Source organism: Erwinia aphidicola (assembly GCF_024169515.1).
GTDB lineage: Bacteria > Pseudomonadota > Gammaproteobacteria > Enterobacterales > Enterobacteriaceae > Erwinia > Erwinia aphidicola.
The window spans coordinates 3514369-3539367 of record NZ_JAMKCQ010000001.1 but is presented as its reverse complement, the minus strand read 5'-3'; the positions used below and the strand labels follow the sequence as shown (position 1 = coordinate 3539367).

26 protein-coding genes are annotated in these 24999 nt (G+C 56.1%); 16 read left to right on the top strand and 10 right to left on the bottom strand.

Translation table 11 applies throughout. The annotated features are described in order from the left end of the window. Positions 1–120: 120 nt before the first annotated feature. The 3 genes from J2Y91_RS16660 to rimJ are packed head-to-tail and all read right to left on the bottom strand — an operon-like array spanning position 121 to position 2291. Positions 121–1044, bottom strand: a complete 924-nt coding sequence (locus J2Y91_RS16660) for a Gfo/Idh/MocA family protein (protein WP_133623961.1) — start codon at positions 1042–1044, stop codon at positions 121–123. Then, positions 1041–1691 (bottom strand): DUF480 domain-containing protein, encoded by a 651-nt coding sequence (locus J2Y91_RS16655; RefSeq protein WP_133623962.1) that lies wholly within the window; start codon positions 1689–1691, stop codon positions 1041–1043. The genes J2Y91_RS16660 and J2Y91_RS16655 overlap by 4 nt, the downstream gene beginning before the upstream one ends. 6 nt (positions 1692–1697) lie before the next feature. After that, entirely contained in the window at positions 1698–2291 is a 594-nt protein-coding gene (rimJ, locus tag J2Y91_RS16650) for a ribosomal protein S5-alanine N-acetyltransferase (RefSeq protein ID WP_133625089.1), read from the bottom strand. Positions 2292–2565: 274 nt separating this feature from the next. On the opposite strand from rimJ, the gene grxB reads away from it, so the two are divergent. The 7 genes from grxB to solA all read left to right on the top strand — a co-directional run bounded on the left by grxB (position 2566) and on the right by solA (position 8087). After that, positions 2566–3213, top strand: coding sequence for a glutaredoxin 2 (gene grxB, locus J2Y91_RS16645; RefSeq protein ID WP_048916419.1), 648 nt, complete (start codon positions 2566–2568; stop codon positions 3211–3213). Positions 3214–3362: 149 nt separating this feature from the next. Further along, entirely contained in the window at positions 3363–3926 is a 564-nt protein-coding gene (locus tag J2Y91_RS16640; protein ID WP_253538936.1) for a lipoprotein, read from the top strand. 138 nt (positions 3927–4064) lie between these two features. Continuing rightward, positions 4065–5117, top strand: coding sequence for a dihydroorotase (pyrC, locus tag J2Y91_RS16635; RefSeq protein ID WP_133623964.1), 1053 nt, complete (start codon positions 4065–4067; stop codon positions 5115–5117). Positions 5118–5610: 493 nt separating this feature from the next. Then, positions 5611–5856, top strand: coding sequence for a DNA damage-inducible protein I (gene dinI / locus J2Y91_RS16630; protein ID WP_048916422.1), 246 nt, complete (start codon positions 5611–5613; stop codon positions 5854–5856). A gap of 145 nt (positions 5857–6001) precedes the next feature. After that, complete coding sequence (locus tag J2Y91_RS16625; RefSeq protein ID WP_133623965.1) at positions 6002–6277, top strand: hypothetical protein; 276 nt, start codon at positions 6002–6004, stop codon at positions 6275–6277. Between the two features lie 334 nt (positions 6278–6611). Next, entirely contained in the window at positions 6612–6866 is a 255-nt protein-coding gene (bssS, locus tag J2Y91_RS16620; protein WP_048916424.1) for a biofilm formation regulator BssS, read from the top strand. A 105-nt stretch (positions 6867–6971) separates the two neighbouring features. Then, entirely contained in the window at positions 6972–8087 is a 1116-nt protein-coding gene (solA, locus tag J2Y91_RS16615; protein ID WP_048916426.1) for an N-methyl-L-tryptophan oxidase, read from the top strand. A gap of 78 nt (positions 8088–8165) precedes the next feature. Here solA and proP read toward each other — a convergent pair whose 3' ends face one another. Beyond that, positions 8166–9662: a glycine betaine/L-proline transporter ProP gene (gene proP / locus J2Y91_RS16610; RefSeq protein ID WP_062818134.1), complete on the bottom strand. Its 1497-nt coding sequence runs from the start codon at positions 9660–9662 to the stop codon at positions 8166–8168. A gap of 356 nt (positions 9663–10018) precedes the next feature. On the opposite strand from proP, the gene J2Y91_RS16605 reads away from it, so the two are divergent. The 3 genes from J2Y91_RS16605 (at position 10019) to J2Y91_RS16595 (ending at position 11418) form a co-directional block, all read left to right on the top strand. Further along, entirely contained in the window at positions 10019–10174 is a 156-nt protein-coding gene (locus tag J2Y91_RS16605) for a hypothetical protein (RefSeq protein WP_166643185.1), read from the top strand. 93 nt (positions 10175–10267) lie between these two features. Then, on the top strand, positions 10268–10822 hold the full coding sequence (locus J2Y91_RS16600) for a cytochrome b (RefSeq protein WP_048916428.1): 555 nt from the start codon (positions 10268–10270) through the stop codon (positions 10820–10822). 20 nt (positions 10823–10842) lie between these two features. Next, a complete protein-coding gene (locus J2Y91_RS16595) occupies positions 10843–11418 on the top strand; it encodes a YceI family protein (RefSeq protein ID WP_133623966.1) in 576 nt (191 codons plus the stop codon). 41 nt (positions 11419–11459) lie between these two features. Here J2Y91_RS16595 and trhO read toward each other — a convergent pair whose 3' ends face one another. Further along, positions 11460–12506 carry an oxygen-dependent tRNA uridine(34) hydroxylase TrhO gene (trhO, locus tag J2Y91_RS16590; RefSeq protein WP_048916429.1) on the bottom strand — a complete coding sequence of 349 codons (1047 nt, stop codon included), beginning with the start codon at positions 12504–12506 and terminating at the stop codon, positions 11460–11462. 294 nt (positions 12507–12800) lie between these two features. Here trhO and J2Y91_RS16585 point away from each other — a divergent pair, with 294 nt between their 5' ends. From J2Y91_RS16585 to J2Y91_RS16570, 4 genes are all read left to right on the top strand, one after another. Further along, a complete protein-coding gene (locus J2Y91_RS16585) occupies positions 12801–13721 on the top strand; it encodes a Kdo(2)-lipid IV(A) acyltransferase (protein ID WP_133623967.1) in 921 nt (306 codons plus the stop codon). Positions 13722–13876: 155 nt separating this feature from the next. After that, positions 13877–15139 carry a multidrug efflux MFS transporter MdtG gene (gene mdtG, locus J2Y91_RS16580; RefSeq protein WP_253538932.1) on the top strand — a complete coding sequence of 421 codons (1263 nt, stop codon included), beginning with the start codon at positions 13877–13879 and terminating at the stop codon, positions 15137–15139. A 168-nt stretch (positions 15140–15307) separates the two neighbouring features. Continuing rightward, a complete protein-coding gene (locus tag J2Y91_RS16575) occupies positions 15308–15544 on the top strand; it encodes a helix-turn-helix transcriptional regulator (RefSeq protein ID WP_133623969.1) in 237 nt (78 codons plus the stop codon). Between the two features lie 117 nt (positions 15545–15661). Then, positions 15662–16063, top strand: a complete 402-nt coding sequence (locus J2Y91_RS16570) for a MysB family protein (protein ID WP_048916433.1) — start codon at positions 15662–15664, stop codon at positions 16061–16063. Here the strand turns inward: J2Y91_RS16570 and J2Y91_RS16565 are convergent. The 3 genes from J2Y91_RS16565 to mdoG form a co-directional block, all read right to left on the bottom strand. Then, complete coding sequence (locus J2Y91_RS16565; RefSeq protein ID WP_048916434.1) at positions 16054–16296, bottom strand: YceK/YidQ family lipoprotein; 243 nt, start codon at positions 16294–16296, stop codon at positions 16054–16056. The genes J2Y91_RS16570 and J2Y91_RS16565 overlap by 10 nt on opposite strands. A gap of 144 nt (positions 16297–16440) precedes the next feature. Next, positions 16441–18999: a glucans biosynthesis glucosyltransferase MdoH gene (mdoH, locus tag J2Y91_RS16560; RefSeq protein ID WP_048916435.1), complete on the bottom strand. Its 2559-nt coding sequence runs from the start codon at positions 18997–18999 to the stop codon at positions 16441–16443. Continuing rightward, the gene (mdoG, locus tag J2Y91_RS16555) at positions 18992–20527 is read right to left on the bottom strand and encodes a glucans biosynthesis protein MdoG (protein WP_180276706.1); all 1536 of its coding nucleotides are present in this window, start codon (positions 20525–20527) and stop codon (positions 18992–18994) included. Before mdoG ends, mdoH begins: the two co-directional genes overlap by 8 nt. A 271-nt stretch (positions 20528–20798) precedes the next feature. On the opposite strand from mdoG, the gene mdoC reads away from it, so the two are divergent. Continuing rightward, positions 20799–21926 (top strand): glucans biosynthesis protein MdoC, encoded by a 1128-nt coding sequence (gene mdoC, locus J2Y91_RS16550; protein ID WP_048916437.1) that lies wholly within the window; start codon positions 20799–20801, stop codon positions 21924–21926. A 67-nt stretch (positions 21927–21993) separates the two neighbouring features. Here mdoC and J2Y91_RS16545 read toward each other — a convergent pair whose 3' ends face one another. Continuing rightward, positions 21994–23460 (bottom strand): phospholipase D family protein, encoded by a 1467-nt coding sequence (locus J2Y91_RS16545; RefSeq protein ID WP_253538929.1) that lies wholly within the window; start codon positions 23458–23460, stop codon positions 21994–21996. 127 nt (positions 23461–23587) lie between these two features. Here J2Y91_RS16545 and J2Y91_RS16540 point away from each other — a divergent pair, with 127 nt between their 5' ends. Continuing rightward, positions 23588–24757, top strand: coding sequence for a beta-glucosidase (locus J2Y91_RS16540; RefSeq protein WP_253538926.1), 1170 nt, complete (start codon positions 23588–23590; stop codon positions 24755–24757). On the opposite strand, the gene J2Y91_RS16535 is transcribed toward J2Y91_RS16540, so the two are convergent. Further along, the gene (locus tag J2Y91_RS16535; protein WP_062818133.1) at positions 24738–24941 is read right to left on the bottom strand and encodes a hypothetical protein; all 204 of its coding nucleotides are present in this window, start codon (positions 24939–24941) and stop codon (positions 24738–24740) included. The two genes, J2Y91_RS16540 and J2Y91_RS16535, sit on opposite strands and share 20 nt — an antisense overlap. Between the last annotated feature and the right edge of the window lie 58 nt (positions 24942–24999).

The window sequence follows — 24999 nt, the reverse complement described above, 5'->3', positions numbered from 1 at the left end:
ATAGCGGTTTGTTACCGGGTATATCCCCGATGAACGCGGGGCGACCCAAAAAGCGGTCGCCCCCTACAGGATGTTGTAGGGGCGGACCCTCTTTTTCGGTCCGCCCTCCGCCCCTGTACCCTATTCCCGCTCGGCTTCACGCCATAATTTCTCCACCAGCCGCTGCGCCATCAGCGCCTGCTCGCCGCTGGTTTGCGGCATTGTCTGATTTTCTGCGCAGCGGATGAAATGGTGCGCCGCGCCGACAAATCCGCGCTGCTCCAGCGTGGTTTGCCAGCCGGGGATCGGGTCGATGGTCACGACGCCCGCCTGCTCCTGCTGCCAGTCACGCATCTCGCTCAGCTGGTAGACTGCGCCATCATCGACCGCCATCACTCGCTCCATCTGGCTTCCGGCGCGGCGATGCATACAGGTGGTCACCTGCGTCCCCCCCACGCTAAAATGGTGTTCGGCGTAGAGCATCTGCCCGCTGTCGTTAGTCTGGATCGTGCCGCTTTGCAGCTTACCCTCCCCGCCGCACAGCCACAGCGCGCTATCCACCACGTGCAGATAATCATCCAGCAGGGTAAACAGCAGATCGTTGGGCCCGACGCTGTCGCTGCGATGTTTATCCATGCGCAGTGACGCAGGCTGTTGCAGTGCCGCCTGCAGCTGCAGATAACGCGGGGCAAAGCGGCGGTTAAACGCCACCATCAGCTTGCGCCCGCGCTTTTCCGCCAGCGCCACCAGCCGCTCGGCCTCGCTTAGCGTAGCGGCGAGCGGCTTATCAACGCAGACATCGATGCCCGCGCGCAGCAGGCGATTAACGATCTCATAGTGGCTGGCGGTGCTGCTGTGGACAAACACCGCATCGCTGGCGGCGGCGAGATCGTCCAGCGATGCGTGCAGCGGAATGCGGTAGCTGTCGCAGACCGGGCGCGCTTTTTGCTGATTGGGCGAAAATGCCCCGGCAATCTGCCAGCCGTCGGTGCGGGTCACCACCGGCAGCCAGGCTTTCTGCGCAATGCCGCCCAGCCCGACGATGCCCACTTTCAAGCCGCTCATGTGCCCTCCCCCTCTGCCAGCAGCGCGGATAGCTGCTGTTGCAGCGTGGCGACCTGCTGCTCCAGCAGCTGTACCCGCGCTTCCAGCCCGCTGTCCGTTTCCGGCTGCGGGCTGGCGGCCAGGCTCTCATCCACCTCTCCGCTGAACAGGTGCATATAGCGGCTTTCACGCTTGCCCGGCTCGCGCGCCAGCCGCACGACCAGCGCACCGTCTTCGCGCTGCGTCAGTCGCTCCAGCGTCTGCTCCACTTCGTTCATATCGGCAAAGTCATGCATGCGCGAACTGCGCGTGCGCAGCTCGCCCGGCGTCTGGGCGCCGCGCAGCAGCAGCGTGGCGATCACCGCCACCTCTGCAGGAGTGAACTTCAGCTGACCAAACTCCGAGTTGCAGAAACGCTGCTCATATTTCACCACCCGGCTACCAAAGCCGTTTAGCGCGGTGAGCTGATGTTTTTTTACCAGCAGGTCGAGTGTGTTTTGCACCTCGCTGTCGCTCAGCGACATTACCGGCTCGCGGTTAGACTTCTGGTTACAGGCGGTCACTACGCCGTTCAGCGACATGGGATACTGGTCCGGGGTGGTGACCTGCTTTTCCAGCAGGCAGCCGATCACCCGCGCTTCAACGGCGGTAAAAGGGGATTTGATCATGTGAAATTACACTCCGCGCCGGTCCGGCGTCCATTCGTGGGAGGTCAGTGCCGTCAGGACATGATCCTGCCAGCGTCCATCGATCAGCAGGTACTCTTTGGCATAACCCTCTTTTTCGAAACCGAGGCGCGCCAGTAAATTGCCGCTGCGCTGATTATGCGGCATATAGTTAGCCATAATGCGGTGCATGCGCTGCTGCCGCTGCATATAGCGAATTGCGCTTTGCAGCGCTTCGAACATCATCCCCTGCCCCTGCCACTTCTCCCCCAGCGAATAGCCGAGGTAGCAGGCGTGAAACGAACCGCGCAGCACGTTGCTAAAGTTCGCTACGCCGCGCACTTCATTCTCGTCCGAGTCCATCACCGCAAAGTAGAAGGCACTGCCCTGCTTCTGCATCTCAGCAATCAGCCCCAGCCGCGCCTGCCAGCCGGAGGGATAGCAGTGGCTCTCATCGCGCACCGGTTCCCACGGTTTAAGAAAAGCACGGTTTTCAGCATAGTAATCAGCCAGCCGCCAGGCATCACGTTCGTTGACCAGACGAATCACCAAACGATCGGTAGTCAGGCGCACTTTAGGTGCAGCAGTACGATAGCCAAACATCATTTCTCCTGAAACACGTGTCTGGAAAGCATTGTGAGTTGGGGAGTGAGACCGCGCACCACGGCGCGTCACTCTACTCGTTTCACTATAACCGCCATCCCGTTTGCCGGTAATACGCTGCCGCATAAAAAATGGCATAATCCACGAAATTAAGCTTAAAACCTCGCCATACCCGCCCCTGCGGTTGCCCTTCTGCGGGTTCTCTTCCATACTTTCATAATACATTCAGATAATTGATGTTAATTCATCGATATCGCAAAAGAAGGAATTGATAGTGAAACTCTATATCTATGAACACTGCCCGTTCTGTGTAAAAGCCCGCATGATCTTCGGCCTGAAAAACCTTCCGGTTGAGCTGGTGGTGATGTTGAACGATGACGAAGCGACGCCCACCCGCCTGATTGGTCAGAAAATGGCGCCGATTCTGATGAAGGAAGACGGCAGCTGCATGCCGGAAAGTCTGGATATCGTGCACTATATCGATCGTATCGATCGCGAGCCGCTGCTGACCGGAAAAACCAATCCGGCCATCACCGACTGGCTGCGCCATATCAACAGCTATGTTAACAAGCTGCTGATCCCGCGCGTGGCGGAAGCGCCGTTTGCCGAGTTCGCCACGCCGGAAGCGCGCGACTACTTCAAAAACAAAAAGCAGGGCACTTATGGTGATTTTTCCGAGCTGCGCGAACACTCGGCGGGCTGGATTAAAAACGTCAATGATGACCTGCGCAAGCTGGATAAGCTGATCGTTAAGCCGAATGCCGTCAGCGGCGAGCTGTCGCTGGACGACATCCATCTGTTCCCACTGCTGCGTTCGCTGTCGCTGGTAGCCGGTATTGAGTACCCTTCCCGCGTGGCGGATTACCGCGATAACATGGCTAAACAGACGCAAATCAACCTGTTATCCTCTGTCGCTTCCTGATATTGCCGGGCCAGTTTTTGCTGGCCCGACACATTCCGTTGTGCTTTCCCCCTGCCGGTTAAGCGTTGTCCTGGTGACGAATGCCGCCCGGTGGTGCATGCTATTCGCTGCCCGGTAGGGTCGACCGGTGAATAAAACAGAGGAATAACATGAAGAAGACACTTTTTGGTCTTGGTGCGCTGCTGTTAGCAGGCTTAGTCACCGGCTGTAATCAGATTGCCCAATACACCATCAGCGAGCAGGAAATTAATCAGGCGCTGGCGAAACACAACAATTATGAGAAGCAGATTGGCGTGGCCGGGCTGGCCGATGCCCATATCACCCTGACGGACCTCAGCAGCCAGATTGGCCGCGAGGAGCCGAATAAAGTCACGCTGATCGGCAATGCCAAAGTGAATATCACTTCCCTGTTTGGCCCGCAAAAAGCGGATATGAAGCTGACAATGAAAGCACAGCCGGTGTTTAACCAGCAGGAAGGGGCTATCTATCTGAAAGATATGGAGCTGGTGGATGTGCAAGTGCAGCCGGAAAAAATGCAGGGCGTGCTGAAAACCCTGACGCCGTATCTTAATGAGTCGCTGAAAAGTTACTTCAACCAGAAACCCGCTTACGTGCTGAGTACCGACCGCAGTAAGGCCGAGTCGCTGGCCAAACGGTTCGCCAAAGGGCTGGAAGTGAAGCCGGGCGAGCTGATTATCCCATTTACTGACTGATCGTCTGATAACGCTGCGGCTTGCGCGCAGCGTTTTTTTCCCCGCTGCGTATAAAGCAGGTGCATTCACCGCGCTTTATCATTAATCTTTATACCCGGCTAAAAACAGCTATTCCACCCCTTTGCCGGAGCAGATCGCATGACCGCACAACCTCAAGAATTGATTATTCGCCGCCCTGATGACTGGCATATCCATCTGCGCGATGGTGAGATGCTGGAGGCCGTGGTGCCGTTTACCAGTGAGGTCTGTGGCCGCGCCATTGTGATGCCTAACCTCGTTCCGCCGGTGACCAGCGTGGCCACTGCCCGCGCCTACCGCGAGCGCATCATGGCTGCCGTTCCGGCCGCGCACGCCTTTACGCCGCTGATGACCTGCTACCTGACCGACGGCCTGGATCCGAACGAAATCGAAACGGGCTTTCATGAAGGGGTGTTTACCGCGGCGAAACTCTACCCGGCGCATGCCACTACCAACTCCGCGCATGGCGTTACCAGCATCGCGGCGATTGCTCCGGTGCTGGAACGCATGCAGAAGATCGGTATGCCGCTGCTGATCCACGGCGAGGTGACCGATGCCCATATCGATATCTTTGACCGTGAGGCGCGTTTCATTGAAAGCGTGCTTGACCCGCTACGCCAGCAGTTTCCGGAGCTGAAGGTGGTGTGCGAGCACATCACCACCAAAGAAGCCGCTGCTTATGTGCTGGAAGGCAATCGTTTTCTTGCGGCCACTATTACCCCTCAGCACCTGATGTTTAACCGCAACCACATGCTGGTTGGCGGCATTCGCCCGCATCTTTACTGCCTGCCAATCCTTAAGCGCAACATCCATCAGCAGGCGCTGCGCGATGCGGTTGCCAGCGGGCACTCACGCTTTTTCCTCGGTACGGATACCGCACCTCATACCCGCGACCGTAAAGAGACCAGCTGTGGCTGTGCCGGCGTGTTCAACGCCCCGTCTATGCTGAGCGCTTATGCCACGGTGTTTGAAGAGATCGACGCGCTGGCGCATTTTGCCGCCTTCTGCTCCGAAAATGGCCCTAACTTCTACGGGCTGCCGCTGAATGAAGGCACCCTCAAGCTGGTGCGCCAGCCGTGGACCGTGCCGGAAAGCGTGCAGGTCGGTAACGATGGCCATACGCTGGTGCCGTTCCTGGCCGGCGAGACGCTGAACTGGCGCGTCGAGAGTTAACCTGTCCAGCGGGACGACCAGAAAAGCAGTCGTCCTCTGGGGATCCCCTGAAATGACTGCTATCGCTAACCGGTCTGAGCTCAACCTGAGCACGCCGGAACGGCAAAAGACGCTCCCTGCGGGCCTCGGCACGCGGCATCCCTGCCGCGTGACGTCCGGCTTACCTCAGGCCAGGCTCATCCCCCACTATCATCGTGCTCGCTGTGGGTTCTAAACCGCGACGCTGAGGCTTTGGGTGGCAGGAGGGAGGGCTGATTGCAGCAGGCCTACGGCCAGGGATGGCCGTGAGCCAGGCTACAGGGATGTATTCATGCCGGTGCGGAAAGCAGCCCTCCCTCATGAAACCTGACGCCTGTCATCCCGCGATGATATTCAGATCGATGTTTATGGCGATCCCTCAGCGGGCGTCCCCGGCATTTCACTGCTCCAGTAATAATGTTTGCTTACGCTGGTATTACTGTATATATTTACAGTAATTCAACCGGAGGCTATCATGCGTATTGAAGTCACTGTAGCAAAAACCACATCCCTGCCTGCGGGCGCGATTGACGCGCTGACGCAGGAGCTTAGCAAACGAATCGATCAGCATTTTCCGGATGGCAGCAATACCATTTCGGTACGCTACGCCAGCGCTAATAACCTGACGGTGATGGGCGGTGGTAAAGAAGCCAAAGATCGCATCACCGATATATTGCAGGAAACCTGGGAAAGCGCCGACGACTGGTTTATTACCGATTAAGCGCTGCGCTTTCGACCGCTTGTGCCGTTTTTGCCGGATACGCTATCCGGCTTTTTTATGCCCAATTATTACCCCGCAACACCGATAGACGGCGCAGGCAGAATAACCTATTCTGAGGCGGTGATTAATTACTGAGGTTTTTTTCATGGCTGCCGATAATCCAGAAGAGGCAATGACATTTGGTGAGCTGCTGGCAATGATCGCCGAGCAACAGCGCCGCCTGACCGTATTAGAAAACGCGTTTTCTACGCTGTCATTTTGCCTTGATGACAAAGCTAACCAGCTGTTAATCCACAGCTTACGCCTTGAAGGGCAAAACCAGAATCGTGATGAACAGCTACAGCAGCATTTCATTCGGCTGGCGCAGGAGCTGGAAAAACGTTTGGGTTCACCATCAGTACAATCTGATAGTCAGCCCTGAATAATCCTTCTTTTACTCTTAACGTTGATTATTTCCCAGGCTCCCGGCTTAATAAGCGTGCCAATAACACCCGATATTAACCCAGGCTAAAATTTAATCCTGCGAAAGAGAGAATTGCTGTTATAATGACAGTGCTCCATGGAAAAAAAGCCGCATTGAACCTCGAAAAATCACTTGGTTACCCTAAATAATTCGAGTTGCAGTAAGGCGGAAAATGAGCAAATCCCGATGAGCCTGCATCAGTCAGTGATTCGGGTGAGCCAGAGAAGCCAAGGCACCTGCAGCTTGAAGTATGACCGGTATCGTCATTATTCACGAGTTATAGGGGGTTTTAATGGACAGAAGCAAAGAAGTCATCCAGACACATCCCCTCATCGGATGGGATATCAGTACTGTAGACAGCTATGATGCCATGATGATCCGTCTGCATTCGCTCTCTTCTAATCAGCAGCAAGCCGAAGATGCCGATGTAGGCCAGACTTACTGGCTGACCACTGATGTTGCCAGACAATTTATCTCCATTCTCGAAGCTGGCATTGCCAAGATTGAAGCGACCGATTACCAGGATCGTGATTACAAGAAGCACTAATTCGCTCAACGTTTCGCCTAAGGGCACCCACAACAGGGTGCCTTTTTCATGCCCGCAATAATTTGCTATTCTGCTGCCCTCTCCTGAAAAAAAAGAGTGCTGCAAATGGTTTACGATTTAATTGTGGTCGGCAGTGGTTCCGTAGGGGCTGCCGCCGGATGGTATGCCACCCAGGCCGGCCTGAAGGTACTGATGATCGACGGTCACCATCCGCCGCACCGCGAAGGCAGCCATCATGGTGAAAGCCGCTTAATTCGTCACGCTTACGGTGAAGGTGCGCGCTACGTACCGATGGTGCTGCGTGCCCAGCAGCTGTGGGATGAGCTGGAGCAGCAGAGCGGTGAACGCATCATGCAGCGCAGCGGCGTGCTCAACTTCGCGCCGCAGGAGTCCGAATTTATTCAGAACGTGATGCAAAGCGCGCAGCAGTACCAGCTTGAAGTGCAGATCCTCAACAGCGACGAGATCGTGCAGCGCTGGCCGCAAATCAGCGTGCCGCAGGGCTATATCGGCGTTTTTGAACCCGGCTCCGGCTATCTGAAATCCGAAGTGGCGATTAAAAGCTGGATCCGTCTGGCGAAAGAAGCCGGCTGCGCGCAGCTGTTTAACTGCCCGGTCAGCCAGATCGACACGCTGGACGGCCTGCAAACCGTCACCACGGCAGACGGGATTTACCAGGGGCGCAAGCTGCTGCTGAGTGCCGGCACCTGGGTGAAAACGCTCTACCCTGCTCTGCCGGTCGCGCCGGTGCGCAAGGTCTTTGCCTGGCATCAGGCTGACGGCCGCTACAGCGAGAACAACACATTTCCGGCATTTACCGCGCAGATGCCGGACGGCACCCACTATTACGGCTTCCCGGCGGATAATAACGCCATTAAAATCGGAAAGCATGAAGGCGGACAGCCGATCGACTCCCCGGCAGGCCGCAAGCCGTTTGGTAGCGTGGCGGCGGACGGCAACGAACTGTTTGGCTTCCTGCGTCAGTTCTTACCCGGGGTCGGCGTCTGCCTGCGCGGTGAAGCCTGTACCTACGATAACTCACCGGATGAAGACTTTATTATCGACCGCTTCCCTGGTGAAACCGATCGCATGATCATTACCGGCCTGAGCGGGCACGGGTTTAAATTCGCCAGCGTGCTGGGTGAGATCGCCGCACAGTTTGCTCAGGGTAAAAGCAGCGAGTTCGACTTAACCCCGTTCTCTTTATCGCGCTTCGCCTGACGTTCGTCAGCAATATTAAACGATAAAAAAAGGCTCACAGTTCAACTGTGAGCCTTTTTAAATGGCAGTCAGTGGCCGTTATTTGTTGGTCAGCGTTTCGGCTTTGGCGGCATCGTCTTCTTTCTTACGACGCAGACGCAGCTTATTGACCAGGCGGTGTGCTTCGGCACGGCTACCGACCGAGGGTGCAGAGCCGCGCAGCGGCTTACGCGCCGTTTCACGCAGCGTGAACACCGTAATCACCCCGATAACGCCCGCCCCCATCAGATAATAAGCCGGCATCAGCAGATTGCCGGTGCTCTCCACCAGCCAGGTGGTCACCAGCGGCGTGGTGCCGCCGAACAGTGAAACCGACAGGTTAAAGCCGATTGCCAGCGCGCTGTAGCGAATATCGGTGGCAAACAGCGCCGGTAATGTCGCCGGCATTGAGCCGCTGAAGCAGGTGTGGATCACCCCGAGAATAATCAGCCCCAGGAACACCAGCCACAGGTTGCCCGTACCAATCAGCATCATACACGGCACTGCCATAACGATCAGGCCGATGGCACCGGCCCAGATCACCGGACGACGGCCCAAACGGTCATTCCAGTGGCCCCAGAACAGGGTCAGCGGCATCATGACAAACATCACCACCAGAATCAGCAGCAGGCTGCTCAGCTCGCTCAGACCCAGGATCCCGGTCAGGTAGCTTGGCATATACGAGGTGAGCATATAGTTGGAGACGTTAAACAGCAGCACCAGACCAATACATTTCAGCATTGAGGCACGGTACTTCTTCAGCATCTGCCACAACCCAAGGCGCGGTTTGCTGTGCTCCAGCGCTTCCTGCTTTTCCATATGCTTCTGGAATGCCGGCGTCTCTTCCAGCTTCAGTCGAATATAGAGGCCAAACAGGCCGAGCGGCGCCGCGATAAAGAACGGAATACGCCAGCCCCAGTCAAGCAGGACCTGTTCCGGCATCGCCGCCGTCAGGCCCGTTACCAGCCCCGCCCCCAGCAGATAGCCGCCGAGCGTGCCGAACTCCAGCCAGCTGCCCATAAAGCCGCGGCGCTCATCGGTTGAATACTCAGCAATAAACGTGGCTGCACCGCCGTATTCACCGCCGGTGGAGAACCCCTGCAGCAGACGCGCTGCCAGCAGCAGCACGGGCGCCATAATCCCGATGGAGTGATAGCCAGGAATAATCCCGATACAGAAGGTGCCGATCGACATCATAATCATGGTAATCGCCAGCACCTTCTGGCGTCCGATGCGGTCGCCAAGCGGGCCAAACACCAGTCCACCCACCGGGCGAACCAGGAAGGCGGCGGCAAATGCCCCAAAGGTCGCCAGCAGCTGCGCTGCCGGGCTGCCACCGGGGAAGAAGACTTTACCGATAGTCACAGCCAGGTAGCTGTAAACCCCGAAGTCGAACCACTCCATGGCGTTACCCAGCGCGGCCGCGCCGACCGCACGCTTGAGCATGTCTTTATCGACGATAGTAATATCATCGACGCTCAGCTCCTTCTTCGCGCTTTTGTTCTTGTTCCAGAAATGCTTCTTCTGCGGCTGTTGCCCTTCAGATGTATTGCTCATAGCAGCTCCCTTTAGTAGTGAGTGAGCAGCCTTATAGCTTTCGTCGCCTGAAAAATAGTGGGGAATAACAGAGGGGAAGAAAGCTATAACGCAGCGAAAATGCGGATGGTAATGAACGGTAAATCTTAGACTGCCGCTGCTTACACAAATTTAATCTATACAAGATTCGGTGATTTTTCAAGTTAACCATACTAATCGCTGCCATTGGCGAGCAAACCTGCCGTATTCGCCACCCTCTCCGCCCTGGTTAATAGAGTCCACTGGCAGGCGGCCCCCGGCGGCTATCACGCCCGCCCTATTCATTAAGCAAAATAACTATTACACCGCAGGTATTATTGACATAACGTGACATAAAAATGACATTTATTGAAATTAAAGACAAAAATACAGAACATGATCCTGCCCTCACCATGGCAAATCTTCTCGACAAAATCGAGCACAGAGCCATATCAGGCCACCCGCTTTCTGATTTACTGGTGATAAGCCATTATTTTATTCAAAATATTTCATGATGAGATTTAATTTAGTAATCAGTTAATTTATTTGTTGATTTTCACCCTTGTCGCCGTCAGTCTGACTTAAAATTCTTATTGGCGGAACCCAGGATGCCGTTAAAAAATAGCGCTGCAAAATATGGCTCACTGAGCATCACCCTGCACTGGCTGGTCGCGGCTGCGGTCTACGGAATGTTTGCCCTCGGACTGTGGATGGTCACCCTCGGTTATTATGATACCTGGTATCACAAAGCTCCCGAACTGCACAAAAGCATCGGCATCACGCTGTTCGCGGTCATGATTGTACGCGTGGTGTGGCGCTTTGTTTCGCCGCCGCCGAAACCGCTCAGCAGCTATTCCCCGCTAGTACGCTATAGCGCCATCACCGCGCATCTGCTGCTGTACGGCGTGCTGTTCGCCATTCTGATTACCGGTTATCTGATCTCTACCGCAGAGGGCAAACCGATCAATGTCTTCGGTATCCTGCCGGTTCCTGCGCTGTTTTCCGGGCTGGGCGAGCAGGCGGATCTGGCGGGGGAAGTCCATCTTTGGCTGGCGTGGAGCGTGGTGATCCTCTCCGGGCTGCACGCCCTGGCCGCGCTAAAACACCACTTTATCGATCGTGATATTACCTTGAAAAGGATGCTGGGCCGCCGCATCCATTAACCTCTGGAATGGAGAACACCATGTTGAAGAAAAGTATTCTGGCCATCACTACCGCCGCCCTGCTGATGACGGCGGGGACAGCCGCCGCAGCCGACTACAAAATTGATAAAGAGGGGCAGCATGCTTTCGTGCAGTTCCGCATCAAGCACCTGGGCTACAGCTGGCTTTACGGCACGTTTAAAGATTTCGACGGCAGCTTTACCTTTGACCAGGCCGACCCTGGCAAAGACAAAGTTAACGTGACTATCAATACCGGCAGCGTCGACACTAACCACGCCGAGCGTGACAAGCACCTGCGCAGCGCTGATTTCCTCAATGCCGGGAAGTTCCCCCAGGCAACGTTTGTTTCCACCAAGGTCAGCAAACAGGGCGATGGTCTGATCGTAGACGGTGACCTGACGCTGAACGGCGTGACTAAACCGGTAAAACTGGCGGCAAAACTGACGGGGGAAGGTAAAGATCCGTGGGGTGGCTACCGTGCTGGCTTTGAAGCAACGGGAACTATCGCGCTGAAAGAGTTCAACATTGATAAGGATTTGGGCCCGGCATCGCAGCAAGTGGAGCTGATGATCTCGGTGGAAGGCGTGCGCCAGTAGCCATCACACTCACCGGGCCTGAGCCCGGTGAGTTCAGCCTGTTACTCTTCAGGAATATGCATGGTGGTGCTCAGCAGGCCGCGCGACTTGTTGAAAATCTTATTGCCGTTTTCACGGCCCGCACGACGCGCACGCTGCTCTTCCGGCGGCAGTGCCAGCTCTTCCATACAGAGCGGGCTGCAGCAGTTATGAAACTTCTCGGCGCAGCTTGGGCACTGGATGAACAGCAGATGGCAGCCGTCATTCAGGCAGTTTACATGGGTGTCACAGGGCGCTCCGCACTGGTGGCAGTTGGCAATCACATCGTCTGAAATCCGCTCGCCCATTCGCTCATCGAAGACAAAGTTTTTGCCTTTAAAGCGCACCGGTAAGCCCTGCTCGCGCGCGCGGCGGGCATACTCAATAATTCCGCCTTCGATGTGGTAGACATTCTCATAACCGTTATGACGCATCCAGGCGCTGGCTTTCTCACAGCGGATCCCCCCGGTGCAGTACATGACGATTTTTTTGTCTTTATCCTGCTGCAGCATATCAACTGCCATCGGCAGCTGGTCGCGGAAAGTATCCGCCGGGATCTCCAGCGCGTTTTCAAAATGGCCCACTTCATACTCATAGTGGTTACGCATATCGACAAACACCGCTTGCGGATCGTCTAGCATGGCGTTCACTTCCGCCGCTTTCAGATAGGCGCCGACATCGCTGGCATCAAAGCTGTCGTCGGTAATACCGTCAGCCACAATGCGCTCACGTACTTTCAGACGCAGTACCCAGAAAGATTTACCGTCATCATCCAGCGCGATGTTCATGCGCAGGTTATTCAGCGCCGGGTGGAAAGCGTACAGCGCGGCTTTCATCTGCTCGTACTGGCTGGCGGGAACGCTGACCTGCGCGTTAATTCCCTCGGCGGCGACGTAGACGCGGCCAAACACGTTTAGTTTGGTGAGGGTAACGTAGAGCGCGTCGCGAAACGCACGCGGATCGTCAATAGTGAAGTATTTATAAAAAGAGACTGTGGTACGCGGCTCGGTTTCGGCCAGCATGCGTGCCTTCAGCTCTTCATTGGAAACAAGGTTATGTAACACTGGCATGGTGTACGTTCCTGAATTCTAAAGAGAGGGAAAATTTTGCGGCGCTATCATACCTGAGAGACCCGGGGTTTGTCGTGCATGAACGCTGTAAATAGCAGCAGTCGGCGCAAAAAGCGATGCGCAATATGCGCATTATGACTATGCTATTAGCAGCACACCTGACCTACCTGCCCGTGAAAACCTAATCTGAACAGGCGCTTATTTCATCTGATGCGAATAAAATGGCACAATAGGCCATAACTCATTTTAAACGGGCACTATAATGTTCCCCCTTTTTTTGCGATCTGGAAAATCATGACTCAGCTGCCTCAATTTCGTCGCGCATTGCTGCATCCCCGTTATTGGTTTACCTGGTTGGGTATTGCCCTGCTTTACCTGTTGGTGATGCTGCCCTACCCCCTGCTCCGCTACATTGGTTGCGGGCTGGGTCGGCTGTCAATGCACTTTCTGAAGCGCCGTGTGGAGGTTGCCCGGCGCAACCTGGAAGTCTGTTTCCCGCAGATGCCTGCCGCCGAGCGTGAAGCTCTGGTAACACGCAACTTCGAATCGCTCGGCATGGGCCTGATAGAAACCGGCATGGCATGGTTCTGGCCTGACTGGCGCATCAAAAAATGGTTCAGCGTCAGCGGCCTGGAGCACATCAGCAAAGCAGCTGCCGACGGTAAAGGCGTATTGCTGATTGGCATGCACTTTTTAACCCTGGAACTGGGCGCGCGTATTTTCGGCATCCACAACCCGGGTATTGGCGTTTACCGCCCCAACGACAACGCGCTGATTGACTGGCTGCAAACCTGGGGCCGTATGCGTTCCAATAAAAGCATGCTGGACCGCAAGGATCTGAAAGGCATGATCCGCGCCCTGAAAAACGGCGATATTATCTGGTACGCTCCGGACCACGACTACGGTCCGCGCAGCAGCGTATTTGTACCGTTTTTCGGCGTTGACCAGGCGGCAACCACTAAAGGCAGCTACCTGCTGATCCGCAGCGGCAATCCGGCAGTGATCCCTTTTGTGCCACGCCGCCTGCCGTCGGGTAAAGGCTATGAGATGGTGATCCTGCCGGAAGTTCAGGATATCCCACTGGACAATGAAGTCGCCACAGCCGCCGCGATGAACCGCGTGGTCGAGCACGGCGTACTGATGGCGCCAGATCAGTATATGTGGCTGCATCGCCGCTTTAAGACCCGCCCGGAAGGTCAACCTTCCCTTTACTGATCCCTCTCCACAGGCCGGTTATCCGGCCTGTTCCACTATTTGAAACCGTTTTTCATTTATTTCTGCAGTGGCTAGGCAGTGAGCATTTAAAGGCGCATACTTAGCCAGCTAATGGTTAATTTGCGACGTTAACTTCTAAGGTTACTGCACACGCTATGTCTACGGCCGATACGCCCTCAACTGTCATCAACTGGCAGAGAAATCTCTTTGTCGCCTGGGTGGGATGTTTCCTCACCGGCGCCGGTTTCAGCCTGGTTATGCCCTTTCTGCCACTGTATGTCGAGCAGCTGGGCATTACCGATCCCCAGGCGCTGAACATCTGGTCCGGGCTGGTTTTTAGCATCACTTTCCTGTTCTCTGCTATTGCATCCCCTTTCTGGGGCGGACTTGCCGACCGTAAAGGCCGCAAAATCATGCTGCTGCGCTCCGCCCTGGGCATGGCAATTGTGATGATGCTGATGGGTATGGCCACTTCCGTCTGGCAGTTTCTGGCGCTGCGTGCACTGCTCGGCCTGCTCGGGGGGTTTGTGCCCAATGCCAACGCGCTGATCGCCACCCAGGTGCCGCGTAATAAAACCGGCTGGGCGATGGGCTGGCTGTCAACCGGGGCGGTCAGCGGCGCGCTGATCGGCCCGCTAATCGGCGGCCTGCTGGCCGACAGCTTTGGCCTGCGCCCGGTGTTCTATATTACTGCGGCGGTGCTGTTCTCCTGCTTCCTGATGACCCTGTTCTGCATCCGTGAGAGCTTCACCCCGGTGCAGAAAAAAGATCTGCTGCACGCCCGCCAGGTGTTCTCCTCGCTGAAAAATCCCCGGCTGGTGCTGGCACTGTTCGTCACCACGCTGATAATCCAGGTCGCTACCGGTTCGATTGCCCCCATTCTGACGCTGTACGTGCGCGAGCTGGCGGGCAACGTGGCGAATCTGGCCTTTATTAGCGGCATGATTGCCTCGGTGCCTGGCGTGGCGGCGCTGATGAGTGCGCCACGCCTTGGCAGGCTGGGGGATCGCATCGGCCCGGAGCGAATCCTCGTTGCCATGCTGCTGATTTCAGTCGTGCTACTGATCCCGATGGCTTTTGTGCAGAGTGCGTGGCAGCTGGGGATCCTGCGCTTTCTGCTCGGCGCCGCCGACGGTGCATTACTGCCAGCGGTGCAGTCGCTGCTGATCTACAACGCCAGCAATCAGGTCGCCGGGCGCATCTTCAGCTATAACCAGTCTTTCCGCGACATCGGCAACGTCAGTGGCCCGTTGATGGGCGCCGCGGTGTCGGCCCATTACGGTTTCCGTGCGGTGTTTCTGGTCACCGCCTGCATCGTGCTGTTCAACGTGGGGTACACCTGGTACACGCTGAGAAAACGAACCGAAAGAATGGTGGTGCGGGAAGAAGAACAGCGCCCGCTATCGGAAGCAGAGTAAAGGGAATTGCGGTGGCGGCTCATCTCAAGTAATCTCAAATAATAGCCTTTTTGAGATTGTCTGAGATGAGAATCAAAACGCCGCCCTCAGTGGCTGAGGCTGAACTTAGCGCTGAGGAGCTTATTGCACTACTGGCGCAGCATAGCGCCAGCGACAGTAAATATCTTCATGCTGGATAAAACCGCGCAGGATATTCTGGCACTCGCGCTAAACGCTCCCGGCTCTCTGCTGAGCGCCGCCGGCGTCAGCCAGCGTCTGTCACTCTCGGATAACACCGCCAGAAGTCGCCTGAAGACACTGGCCGCTCGCGGTTTATTGCGTTCGCTCAAAGATGGGCGTGGATTGGTTTATCAGGCCCCTGCCTCGGTGGCCAAGCTGAAGCAGTGGATGGGGGTTCAGGGATAAACCCTGACAATACCCGTGCAATAAATCACCACGAAAATATTTCTCCTCCCCCGCCTTGCATCTTTGCCCATAGCGACAACAATTACTCTTTAGTCATTTTTGACCTGAGGAGATGCCATGAGCATGTATGCCACGCTGGAAGAAGCGATTGAGATGGCACGTGAAGAGTACCTTGCCGATAACCCGGAGCTGGACGAGGGTGAAGCCTCTGTTAACCAGTTCAATCTGCAGAAGTTTGTGATGCAGGATGGGGATATCATGTGGCAGGCGGAGTTTCTCACCGATGACAGTGATGAAGGAGAGCTACTGGCCTTCCGCAGTGGAGATGCGGCGCAGGCCATCTTTGAAGATGATTTCGATGAGGTTGAACTGCGTCAGGAGTGGCTGCCGGAGAAGACGCTGTACGAGTGGGATGAGGGCGAATTCCAGCTGGAACCGCCTGCCGGCAGCGAAGAGGCCGACGCGGCAGCGGGAGAGTGGGAAGACGATAACACCGACGCCGACAATAATTACTCGTAAGGCCCGTGGCTGGCATCAACCGGCAGCAGTAATGTGTCCACCACCAGCGACAGCGGCAGGTCAATAATGGCGAGAAAACGCCACGGCTTGTCGCGAATATCCCACTGTACGCCGGGGTAGTATTGATTGCCGTGCCCCTGTCCGGGCACGGCTCTGCTGATAATACTGCCGCAGCCGCTCAGCACCAGCACGCACAGCCCCACCGCTAATCCCCGCACTATCATTGTCACCATCGCTGCCCCAGAGTAAAAAACGCACTATTCTACAGTCTGGTCCAGTTTTGACCAGAGCGGCAACTGCAAATTAAACGTAAAAAAAAGCCGGAACCTGAGTTCCGGCTTATCGCGTCGTCGGGGGCGGCATGCCCGCCCCGCAAACTAGTTGGCGTTATTCAGCGCCTTCGGGTTCAGTTCCAGCGAATGGTAATAATCTAACCAGTCGTGGTACTTATCCGCATTCTGCCACAGGCGGTAGTGCATACGCGCCAGCGTCACCGGGTCACTGAACAGCGCCAGGCGCTGATCGCGATCCAGTTTAGAGGGTGACTCGCTGAGCGCCTGCTCAATGCGGCGGTCGCGGGCATAGTCGAGAATATCGCTGTTAAGGTGACGCGAGGTCGCCATTGCGCTGGCCAGTGCGTTGAACGACGGATGGAACATGGCGTGCATAAAGCCATTTTCCAGCGCACGTTCACGATTCAGCTCAACGTAACGGTCGGTATCCAGCAGCTCCTTCGGCGGATCGTACTCTTCCGGGATCAGGAACAGTTTGCCGCGTTTCGAAGCCTGACCCAGCGTGCGACGGCTTGACCACACCGAGACAAACGGCGACAGGATCAGCGAGAACACGATTGGCGACAGCCACCACAGGAAGTTCAGGTCCAGCCAGCCCATACCGCCCGCCCACACCAGGCCCAGCAGCATCTGCGAGCCGTGGCGTTTGAACGCTTCGCTCCACGGTGTGGCATCATCATCACGCTGTGGCGAGTTCCACACCACTTCCCAGCCAAGAAACGCGCTGACCACGAATACGGTGTGGAACAGCATGCGCACCGGCGCCAGCAGCACCGAGAACAGCATCTCCAGGAACAGGGAGGCCAGCACGCGCAGCGCTCCGCCGTAAGGCTTCGCCCCTTTGCACCACACCAGCACGATGCTCAGCAGCTTCGGCAGGAACAGCAGCACTAAGGTGGTTGAGAACAGCGCTATCGCCAGTTCAGGGCGCCACTGCGGCCACACCGGGAACAATTGGCGCGGCTGCAGGAAGTACTGCGGCTCCATCAGCGTATGCACCACCTGCAGCGCGGTCGACAGCGCCAGGAACATAAACCACAGCGGAGCAGACAGGTAAGACATCACGCCGGTCAGGAACACCGCACGGTGCACCGGGTGCATGCCTTTTACCAGGAACAGACGGAAGTTCATCAGGTTACCGTGGCACCAGCGACGGTCACGCTTCAGTTCATCCAGCAGGTTTGGCGGCAGCTCTTCATAAGAACCCGGCAGATCGTAAGCGATCCACACGCCCCAGCCCGCACGACGCATCAGTGCAGCTTCCACAAAGTCATGCGACAGGATTGAACCGGCGAATGAGCCTTCACCTGGCAGCGGTGCCAGCGCACAGTGCTCAATGAACGGCTTAACGCGGATAATGGCGTTATGGCCCCAGTAGTGCGACTCGCCCAGCTGCCAGAAGTGCAGACCAGCGGTAAACAGCGGGCCGTAAACGCGGGTAGCAAACTGCTGGCAGCGCGCATACAGCGTATCCATCCCGGATGCTTTCGGCGAAGACTGAATGATACCCGCTTTCGGGTTCGCTTCCATCATACGCACCAGCCCGTTGAGACACTCGCCGCTCATTACGCTATCCGCATCCAGCACCACCATGTAGCTGTACTGGCTACCCCAGCGGCGGCAGAAGTCATCGATGTTACCGGATTTACGTTTTACGCGACGGCGGCGGCGGCGGTAGAAAATGCGCCCTTCCCCGCCGACATCACGTACCAGCTCCATCCACGCCTTTTGCTCGGCCATGCAGATATCAGGGTTGTAACTGTCGCTAAGGATGTAGACGTCATAATTGTCCTGCTCGCCGGTACGCACCACGGATTCCCAGGTCGCACGCAGGCCGGCGAACACGCGCTCAACGTCTTCATTACAGATCGGCATGATCAGCGCGGTTCGGTGATCCGGGTTGATCGGCTCGTCACCGTTGGTCAGGTAGGAGATGCTGTACTTATCCTTACCGATCAACAGCTGCAGGAAGCCCATCAGCGCAGTCCAGAAACCGGCGGAGACCCACAGGAACAGCACGGCAAACAGGAACAGGATCCCGGTCTGCAGCACGTAAGGCAGGATCTGCAGCACCGACTGCTGCCAGTTCTGGTTGATCATCTCCATTGGGTCGATCAGCGCCCAGCCCTGGTAAGGCAGAATGGTCTTCATATACCAGGTGGCGACAACCGTCTGGAAAACAGAGAGGAACAGCAGAATATAACGACGGATGGAGCCGACATGGCGCCACTTATCTTCACTTTTCTGCTCTTCGCGGCTGGCAAAACGCGGGGTGGTTTTACGGCCACGCACGGAATCCCACGCGCGCGCCACCGGGTTGGTACGCCACTCTTCCGGGTACATGGAAGAGCGGGTATGCTTCGGCATCGCTTTCAGCGTGGTGCGGTCCAGCGCATCTTTATCGAACTGCTTGCCGTCATCAACGGAATCCGGCCAGCTCTGTTCGACGCGTGTTTTTACCGACTCCTGCGGTGCGTCATCGGCACGCGTTTCAACCGGACCCTCTTCGGCCAGCAGGTGATGCAGCTGGCCAAAGGCGTCGTCAGATTCAGGCGGCAGTGCCGAGCGCAGCTCCCCTTTCCGCTCAGCGGAGAGGGGCAGCGCGTCGATATACTCATCGGGTATTACGGTAGACTTATTCATTGGCAGGCAGCTGATTGCTCCAGGTTTCAGTCAGCGTTTTGTCACCGTTAACCAGTGCAGCACGCATTTCCGTCGGCTGTTTGTTGTCTTTTACGCGCACGCGCAGCACCAGACGCCAGCCTTTGGTGACCGGGTTATAGCGCACGCTGTTTTCCACCAGCTCACCGTTGTTACCGATGCTGACCTGAGGGGTCACTGGGGTGTTTTGCGGCAGCTTGCTCATTTCCGGGCCAACGAAGTCGACGATAAATGCCACGGTGCCATCAGGCTGACGCACCAGGTTCGACTGCTTCACATCACCGGTTGAACGCAGGGTGCTTTTCACATACGCCGTTTCCGGTGAATGCAGCGCGCTTTCGTCACGCGTGAAGTGCAGGCGGTAGGAGAAGTTCATCACTTTTCCTGGCTCTGGCAGACTTTCCGGGGTCCAGAAGGCCACGATGTTATCGTTGGTCTCGTCGGACGTTGGGATCTCAACCAGCTCTACGCGGCCTTTGCCCCAGTCGCCTTTCGGCTCAATCCAGCCGCTTGGACGCATATCGTAGCGATCGTCGAGATCCTGATATTTATCGAAATCGCGCCCCCGCTGCAGCAGACCGAAACCACGTGGGTTTTCCACGGTGAAGGTGCTGACAGCCAGGTGTTTTGGATTGTTCAGCGGACGCCAGATCCACTCACCGTTTCCGGCGTGAATCGACAGACCGTTAGAATCATGCAGCGCCGGACGATAGTTTGGCACTGGCGATGGCTGGTTGGCGCCAAACAGGTACATGCTGGTCAGTGGGGCCACGCCCAGCTTGCCCACTTTGTCACGCAGGTAAACTTTAGACTGCACGTCGACCGTGCTGTCTTTACCCGGGGTGATCAGGAAACGGTAAGCACCGGTCGCACGTGGTGAATCCAGCAGCGCATAAATGACCAGATGTTTATCCTGGGGTTTAGGGCGTTCAATCCAGAACTGCTTAAAGCGCGGGAACTCTTCCCCGGACGGCAGCGCAGTATCAATGGCCAGGCCGCGGGCAGAGAGACCGTAAACCTGTCCGGCACCGATAACGCGGAAGTAGCTCGCGCCGAGGAAGCTGGTGATTTCGTCTTTCTTATCTTTACTGTTCAGCGGGTAAAGCACCTTGAAGCCAGCAAACCCGAGGTTTTTGACGGTATCAGGGTCGTGCTTAACGTTGCCGAAGTTGAAATAGTCCGGGGAGTACTTGATCTCACGCACGCTGGTCGCCGTGACTTCATTGAGTTTCACCGGGGTATCGAAATACATTCCCTGATGGTAGAACTCAAGTTTGAAAGGGGTCTTAAGATTGCTCCAGTACGCTTTATCGTGATTGAACTGGATCTGCTGATAGTCAGCATATTTCATATCACGCAGCTGTGATGGCAGGTTACTCTTAGGCGCTTCGAAGCCTTTCCCGGCTAACTCCTGCGCCTGTTTTGCCACATCATCAATGTTAAACGCCCAACTGGTGTTGGCATACATTGAAAGCAAAACTGCTGCGCCAAGCCAGCGCAATTTCATCAGTTCTGGTTTATTGTTCATTTTATTCCGCACTTCCCCCCCTTTCGGGTGCTTAAATCAATTGCATCCATCTTAAAGGATAATCCAGCATTCCGACAGCCTGACCACGTTTTTGTTCCATGAATCCGATCGTGTTAAGCGCCCTATTCTCAAGCGGTTAACGGAAACAGATTTGGCTGATAGTATACCCGGGTTTCAACTATTAAAGTAAGCGCTAAACTTTAGTCTGGTTCAGGGTGAATCAAGACATTAACATGTTGAATATCGGACATTTATGACTAAAAAAACGCAGCCAAGAGAATATTTTCTCGACTCTATTCGCGCCTATCTGATGTTATTAGGCGTGCCATTCCATGTTTCGCTCATTTATTCCACTCAGACGTGGTCAGTAAACAGCCTGCACCCTTCTGAATGGCTCACCCTGTTTAATGATTTTATCCATGCGTTTCGCATGCAAGTGTTCTTCGTCATTTCAGGCTATTTCTCCTACATGCTATTCCTGCGCTACCGCCCGTCAGACTGGCTGAAGGTGCGCCTGGAGCGGGTTGGCATCCCAATGCTGACCGCGATCCCGCTCATCACCCTGCCGCAGTTTTTCCTGCTGAAGGAGTGGACCAGTAAGATTGGCGACTGGAGCAAATTAACGCCCTATCAAAAGTACAACGCGCTGGTTTGGGATCTGATTTCACACCTGTGGTTTCTGCTGGTTCTGGTAATACTGACTGTGGCGGGCTATTGGCTGTTCCGTATTTTGCGCGATAGCCAGCGGGAAAAAACAGACTATTCCGAGCTAACCTGGGGGAAATTAACGCTGTGGATCCTGCTTTGCGGCCTCGCCTGGGGTATTTTCCGCCGCCTGATGTTTATCTTTGCGCCGCAGATCCTGGGTGATGCCCTGTTCAATATGGCCGTGATGCAAACCCTGGTTTACCTGCCGTTCTTTATGCTGGGTGGGATGGCCTTTAAGTACCCGGCGATTAAAGCGCTGTTTGTGCGCCCGGTGCCCTGGACCTTTGTCGGTTCGGCACTGGCCTTCGCTGCCTATGTTGCTAACCAAACCTGGAACAAGGGTGAAGGCTGGCTGTATGAGATTGATACCCTGGTATCGATGCTGATGGGGCTGTGGATGGTTAACGTGGTGTTCTCCCTTGGGCATCGCCTGCTGAACTCCCACTCGCCGCGCGTCACCTACCTGGTGAATGCATCGCTGTTTATTTATCTGGTCCACCATCCGTTAACCATTATCTACGGCATCCTTTTTGTGCCGGTGATTGGCAGTAACACGCTGGGCTTTTTCGCCGGGCTGCTATTTGTCTTCGGGATTTCTTTCCTGCTGTATGAGATCCACCTGCGCATTCCGCTGCTGCGCTTCCTGTTTTCTGGCAAGCCACAGCGCACATAGCAAACTGAGCCATCGGGTGTGGTCGGGCCGATGGCCCGGCTCGCCCCGGATTGGGCCTGACCGGCCCCTACAGCAGCCACTCAATCGGTAAACGCCACACCAGCCGCACCAGGATCCGCTGCATCAGCCGGGTGCGCGGCTCGTGCTTGTGTACCACCTCATTCGCCCCCTCCCCCGGGTATTCCACCCAGTTTACCCGCCCCCACTTATCCAGACGCAGCGTCCAGGCCCGTTCGCGCATGCTGCTGATAAAGCGCTGATGAATTCGCGTTGCCAGGCCCTCATTCTCAATCACCAGCCCCATTTCGGTGTTCAGCACGGCGGAGCGCGGGTCGAAGTTAAACGATCCGATAAAGACTTTTTGATTATCGACGCTGAACGTTTTGGCGTGCAGGCTGGAACCGGAATTCCCCGTCAGGCCACGGTCGTGGCTCGGTTCACGTGCAGCCATGTGCGGCTTCAGCTCATACAGGTGAATGCCGTGGCGCAGCAGCTTCTTGCGCCATTTAGCATAGCCCGCGTGCACGATAGAGACATCGTTCGCCGCCAGCGAGTTGGTCAAAATCGAGATTTTGACGCCTTTGCGCACCAGCCGCAGCAGCTGCGCCACCCCTGCCCGGGTCGGTACAAAATAGGCCGAGATGATATCGAACTGCTGCTGCGGCTGGCCAATAACCTCCAGCAAGCGCTGAGGCAGCAGCGTACTGCTGCGGGCACGGCCCAGCCCTTTGCACGGGTCATCACTCAGCAGGCGGGTATCAGCCCAGGTAAACGGCAGGCTGCGGCTCTCCAGCTGGCTAACGAAGCTGGAGGCTTCCACCCGATCGAGATAGCGCACCACCTGCTCGCTGGCGCGCCACTCCTCGGGCAGCACCACGGCTGAAGGGCTGCTCTGCTCATCCTCCACCACGCTGTTAAGGGGAGCCACGGCGCGGCTCTGCCAGTAGCGGTCGAAATCCAGCGCCACATCATGCACGACCGGGCCGACGGCCAGCACGTCGAGATCGGAGAACAGCGGTTCGTCACCGGCACCGAAATATTCGTCGCCGACATTGCGCCCGCCCACAATAGTCGCCATGCCATCCACGGTAAAACTCTTGTTGTGCATGCGGCGATTAAGGCGGGCAAAATCGGTCAGATAGCCGAGCATGCGCAGGCTGCGAAATGAGAACGGGTTAAACAGACGCACTTCAATATTCTCATGGCGATTCAGCTCGCTCAGCGTCTTATCCAGCCCCATGGTGTTGTTGTCGTCCAGCAGCAGGCGCACTTTTACCCCGCGTGCGGCCGCCTCCAGCAGGGCGCTGAACAGCAGCCGGCCTGACATATCGTTCTGCCAGATGTAGTACTGGATATCCAGCGTGCACTCCGCCAGAGAAATCAGCAGATAGCGTGCTGCAAAGGCATCCAGCCCCTCCGCCAGCGGATAGACCCCGCTGTGCTCAGGATGTTGTTCAACCAGAGGCGTAATGGCATGAGCCAGTCGCGTGCCGGCCAGGCTCTCTTCCTGCGGCGAGTGAAGCGTGTCGGTCATCAACTATCCTTAACAGGTTTACGGTTGTTCATCCGGTATCTTCCGACGATCTCTCCCCGTCTGACCAGACATATAGTCTAGACTTAGCCCATCGCCCTGCGACAGTCCCAGTGACCAGGAGAGCATCATGCATGTTGGCAGCCAGCACAATCAGAAACGCCACCAGGCCAGCCTGTTTAACAGCTTTTATCAGGGCAGTTTTGCCTGCTCCACCGCCTGCCGCACCCCGGGGAAACGTGCGGATCTGATGCTCAGCAGCGGACATGATACCCTGCTGGAGAAAGATTATGCCCTGTTACAGCAGCATCAGCTACTGACAGCGCGCGATGGCGCACGCTGGTATCTGGTTGAAAAACAGGCAGGTGAATATAACTGGCAAAGTTTCTTGCCGCAGCTGGAAGCAGCCGAAAAATACCATATCGAAATGATCTGGGAGCTGGCGCACTTTGGCTGGCCGGACTGGCTGGATATCTGGCAGCCAGAATTTGTTGAGCGCTTTGCCGCCTTCGCCCGCGCTTTTGCCTGCCTGCTGCGCGCGCGAGGACAGGCCGCCCCCTTTATCAGCCCGATGAATCAAATCTCTTTCTGGTCGTGGGCAGGCGCCGATATTGCCTGGTTTAACCCCTTTGTTACCGGGCGCCGTATTGAACTGAAGCGTCAGCTGGTCGCAGCCAGTATCGCCGCCATGCGCGCAATGCGTGAAGAGCTGCCCGGAGTGCGTTTCGTCATTACCGACCCGCTGGTCCATGTTGCGGCTTCCGGTTACTCCAGCAGCGCAAAGCAGCAGGCACTGCAGCAGCATCAGGCACAGTTTGAAGTCTGGGACTGGATCAGTGGACGCAGCGCGGCGGAGTTGGGAGGTTCAGAGGAGTTACTGGATATTATCGGATTCACCTGGTACCCGGACAATGAGTGGTTCCACAATGGTGACCCGCTGGAACCCCATCACCCCGACTACCTGCCGCTGCATCATCTTTTACAGCAAGTTTGGCAACGTTATCAACGCCCATTGCTGATAGCTGAAACCGGGGCAGAGATCGGTAAATGTACGGACTGGTTTAATCGGGTCAGTCAGGAGGCTGCGCTGGCACTGGAGGCCGGGGTAGCGCTGGAGGGGGTATCGATCTATCCGCTGGTCGACTATCCCGCCTGGGACGATGACCGCCGTTCACCCGCCGGGCTGTTTGGCCTGCCGGATGCCAACGGCAACCGCACCGTTAATGAGCCGTTTGCCCTGGCGTTACGCAGCCAGCAGATCAAACTGAAGCAGGAGCCTGTCAGGACATCCACAGCGTGATAGTCAGCACGAAAATGATCAGGGTAAAAGAGGTGATTGCCAGCACGACAATCGCAAACTGTGCATCATCTAATGGGACCCGGCTCTCTTTTTCAGGGTCGGGTTTAGAACGGTTTTTCATTATCAGCCACAGCATACCGGCAAAACGTTCCTGTAAAGGCGCCAGTAAAAATATGAAAGACATCCATTTCATGAATAAAAATAAGGAATACTAACGAAAACTCAGCTTGTCGCAGGCACAA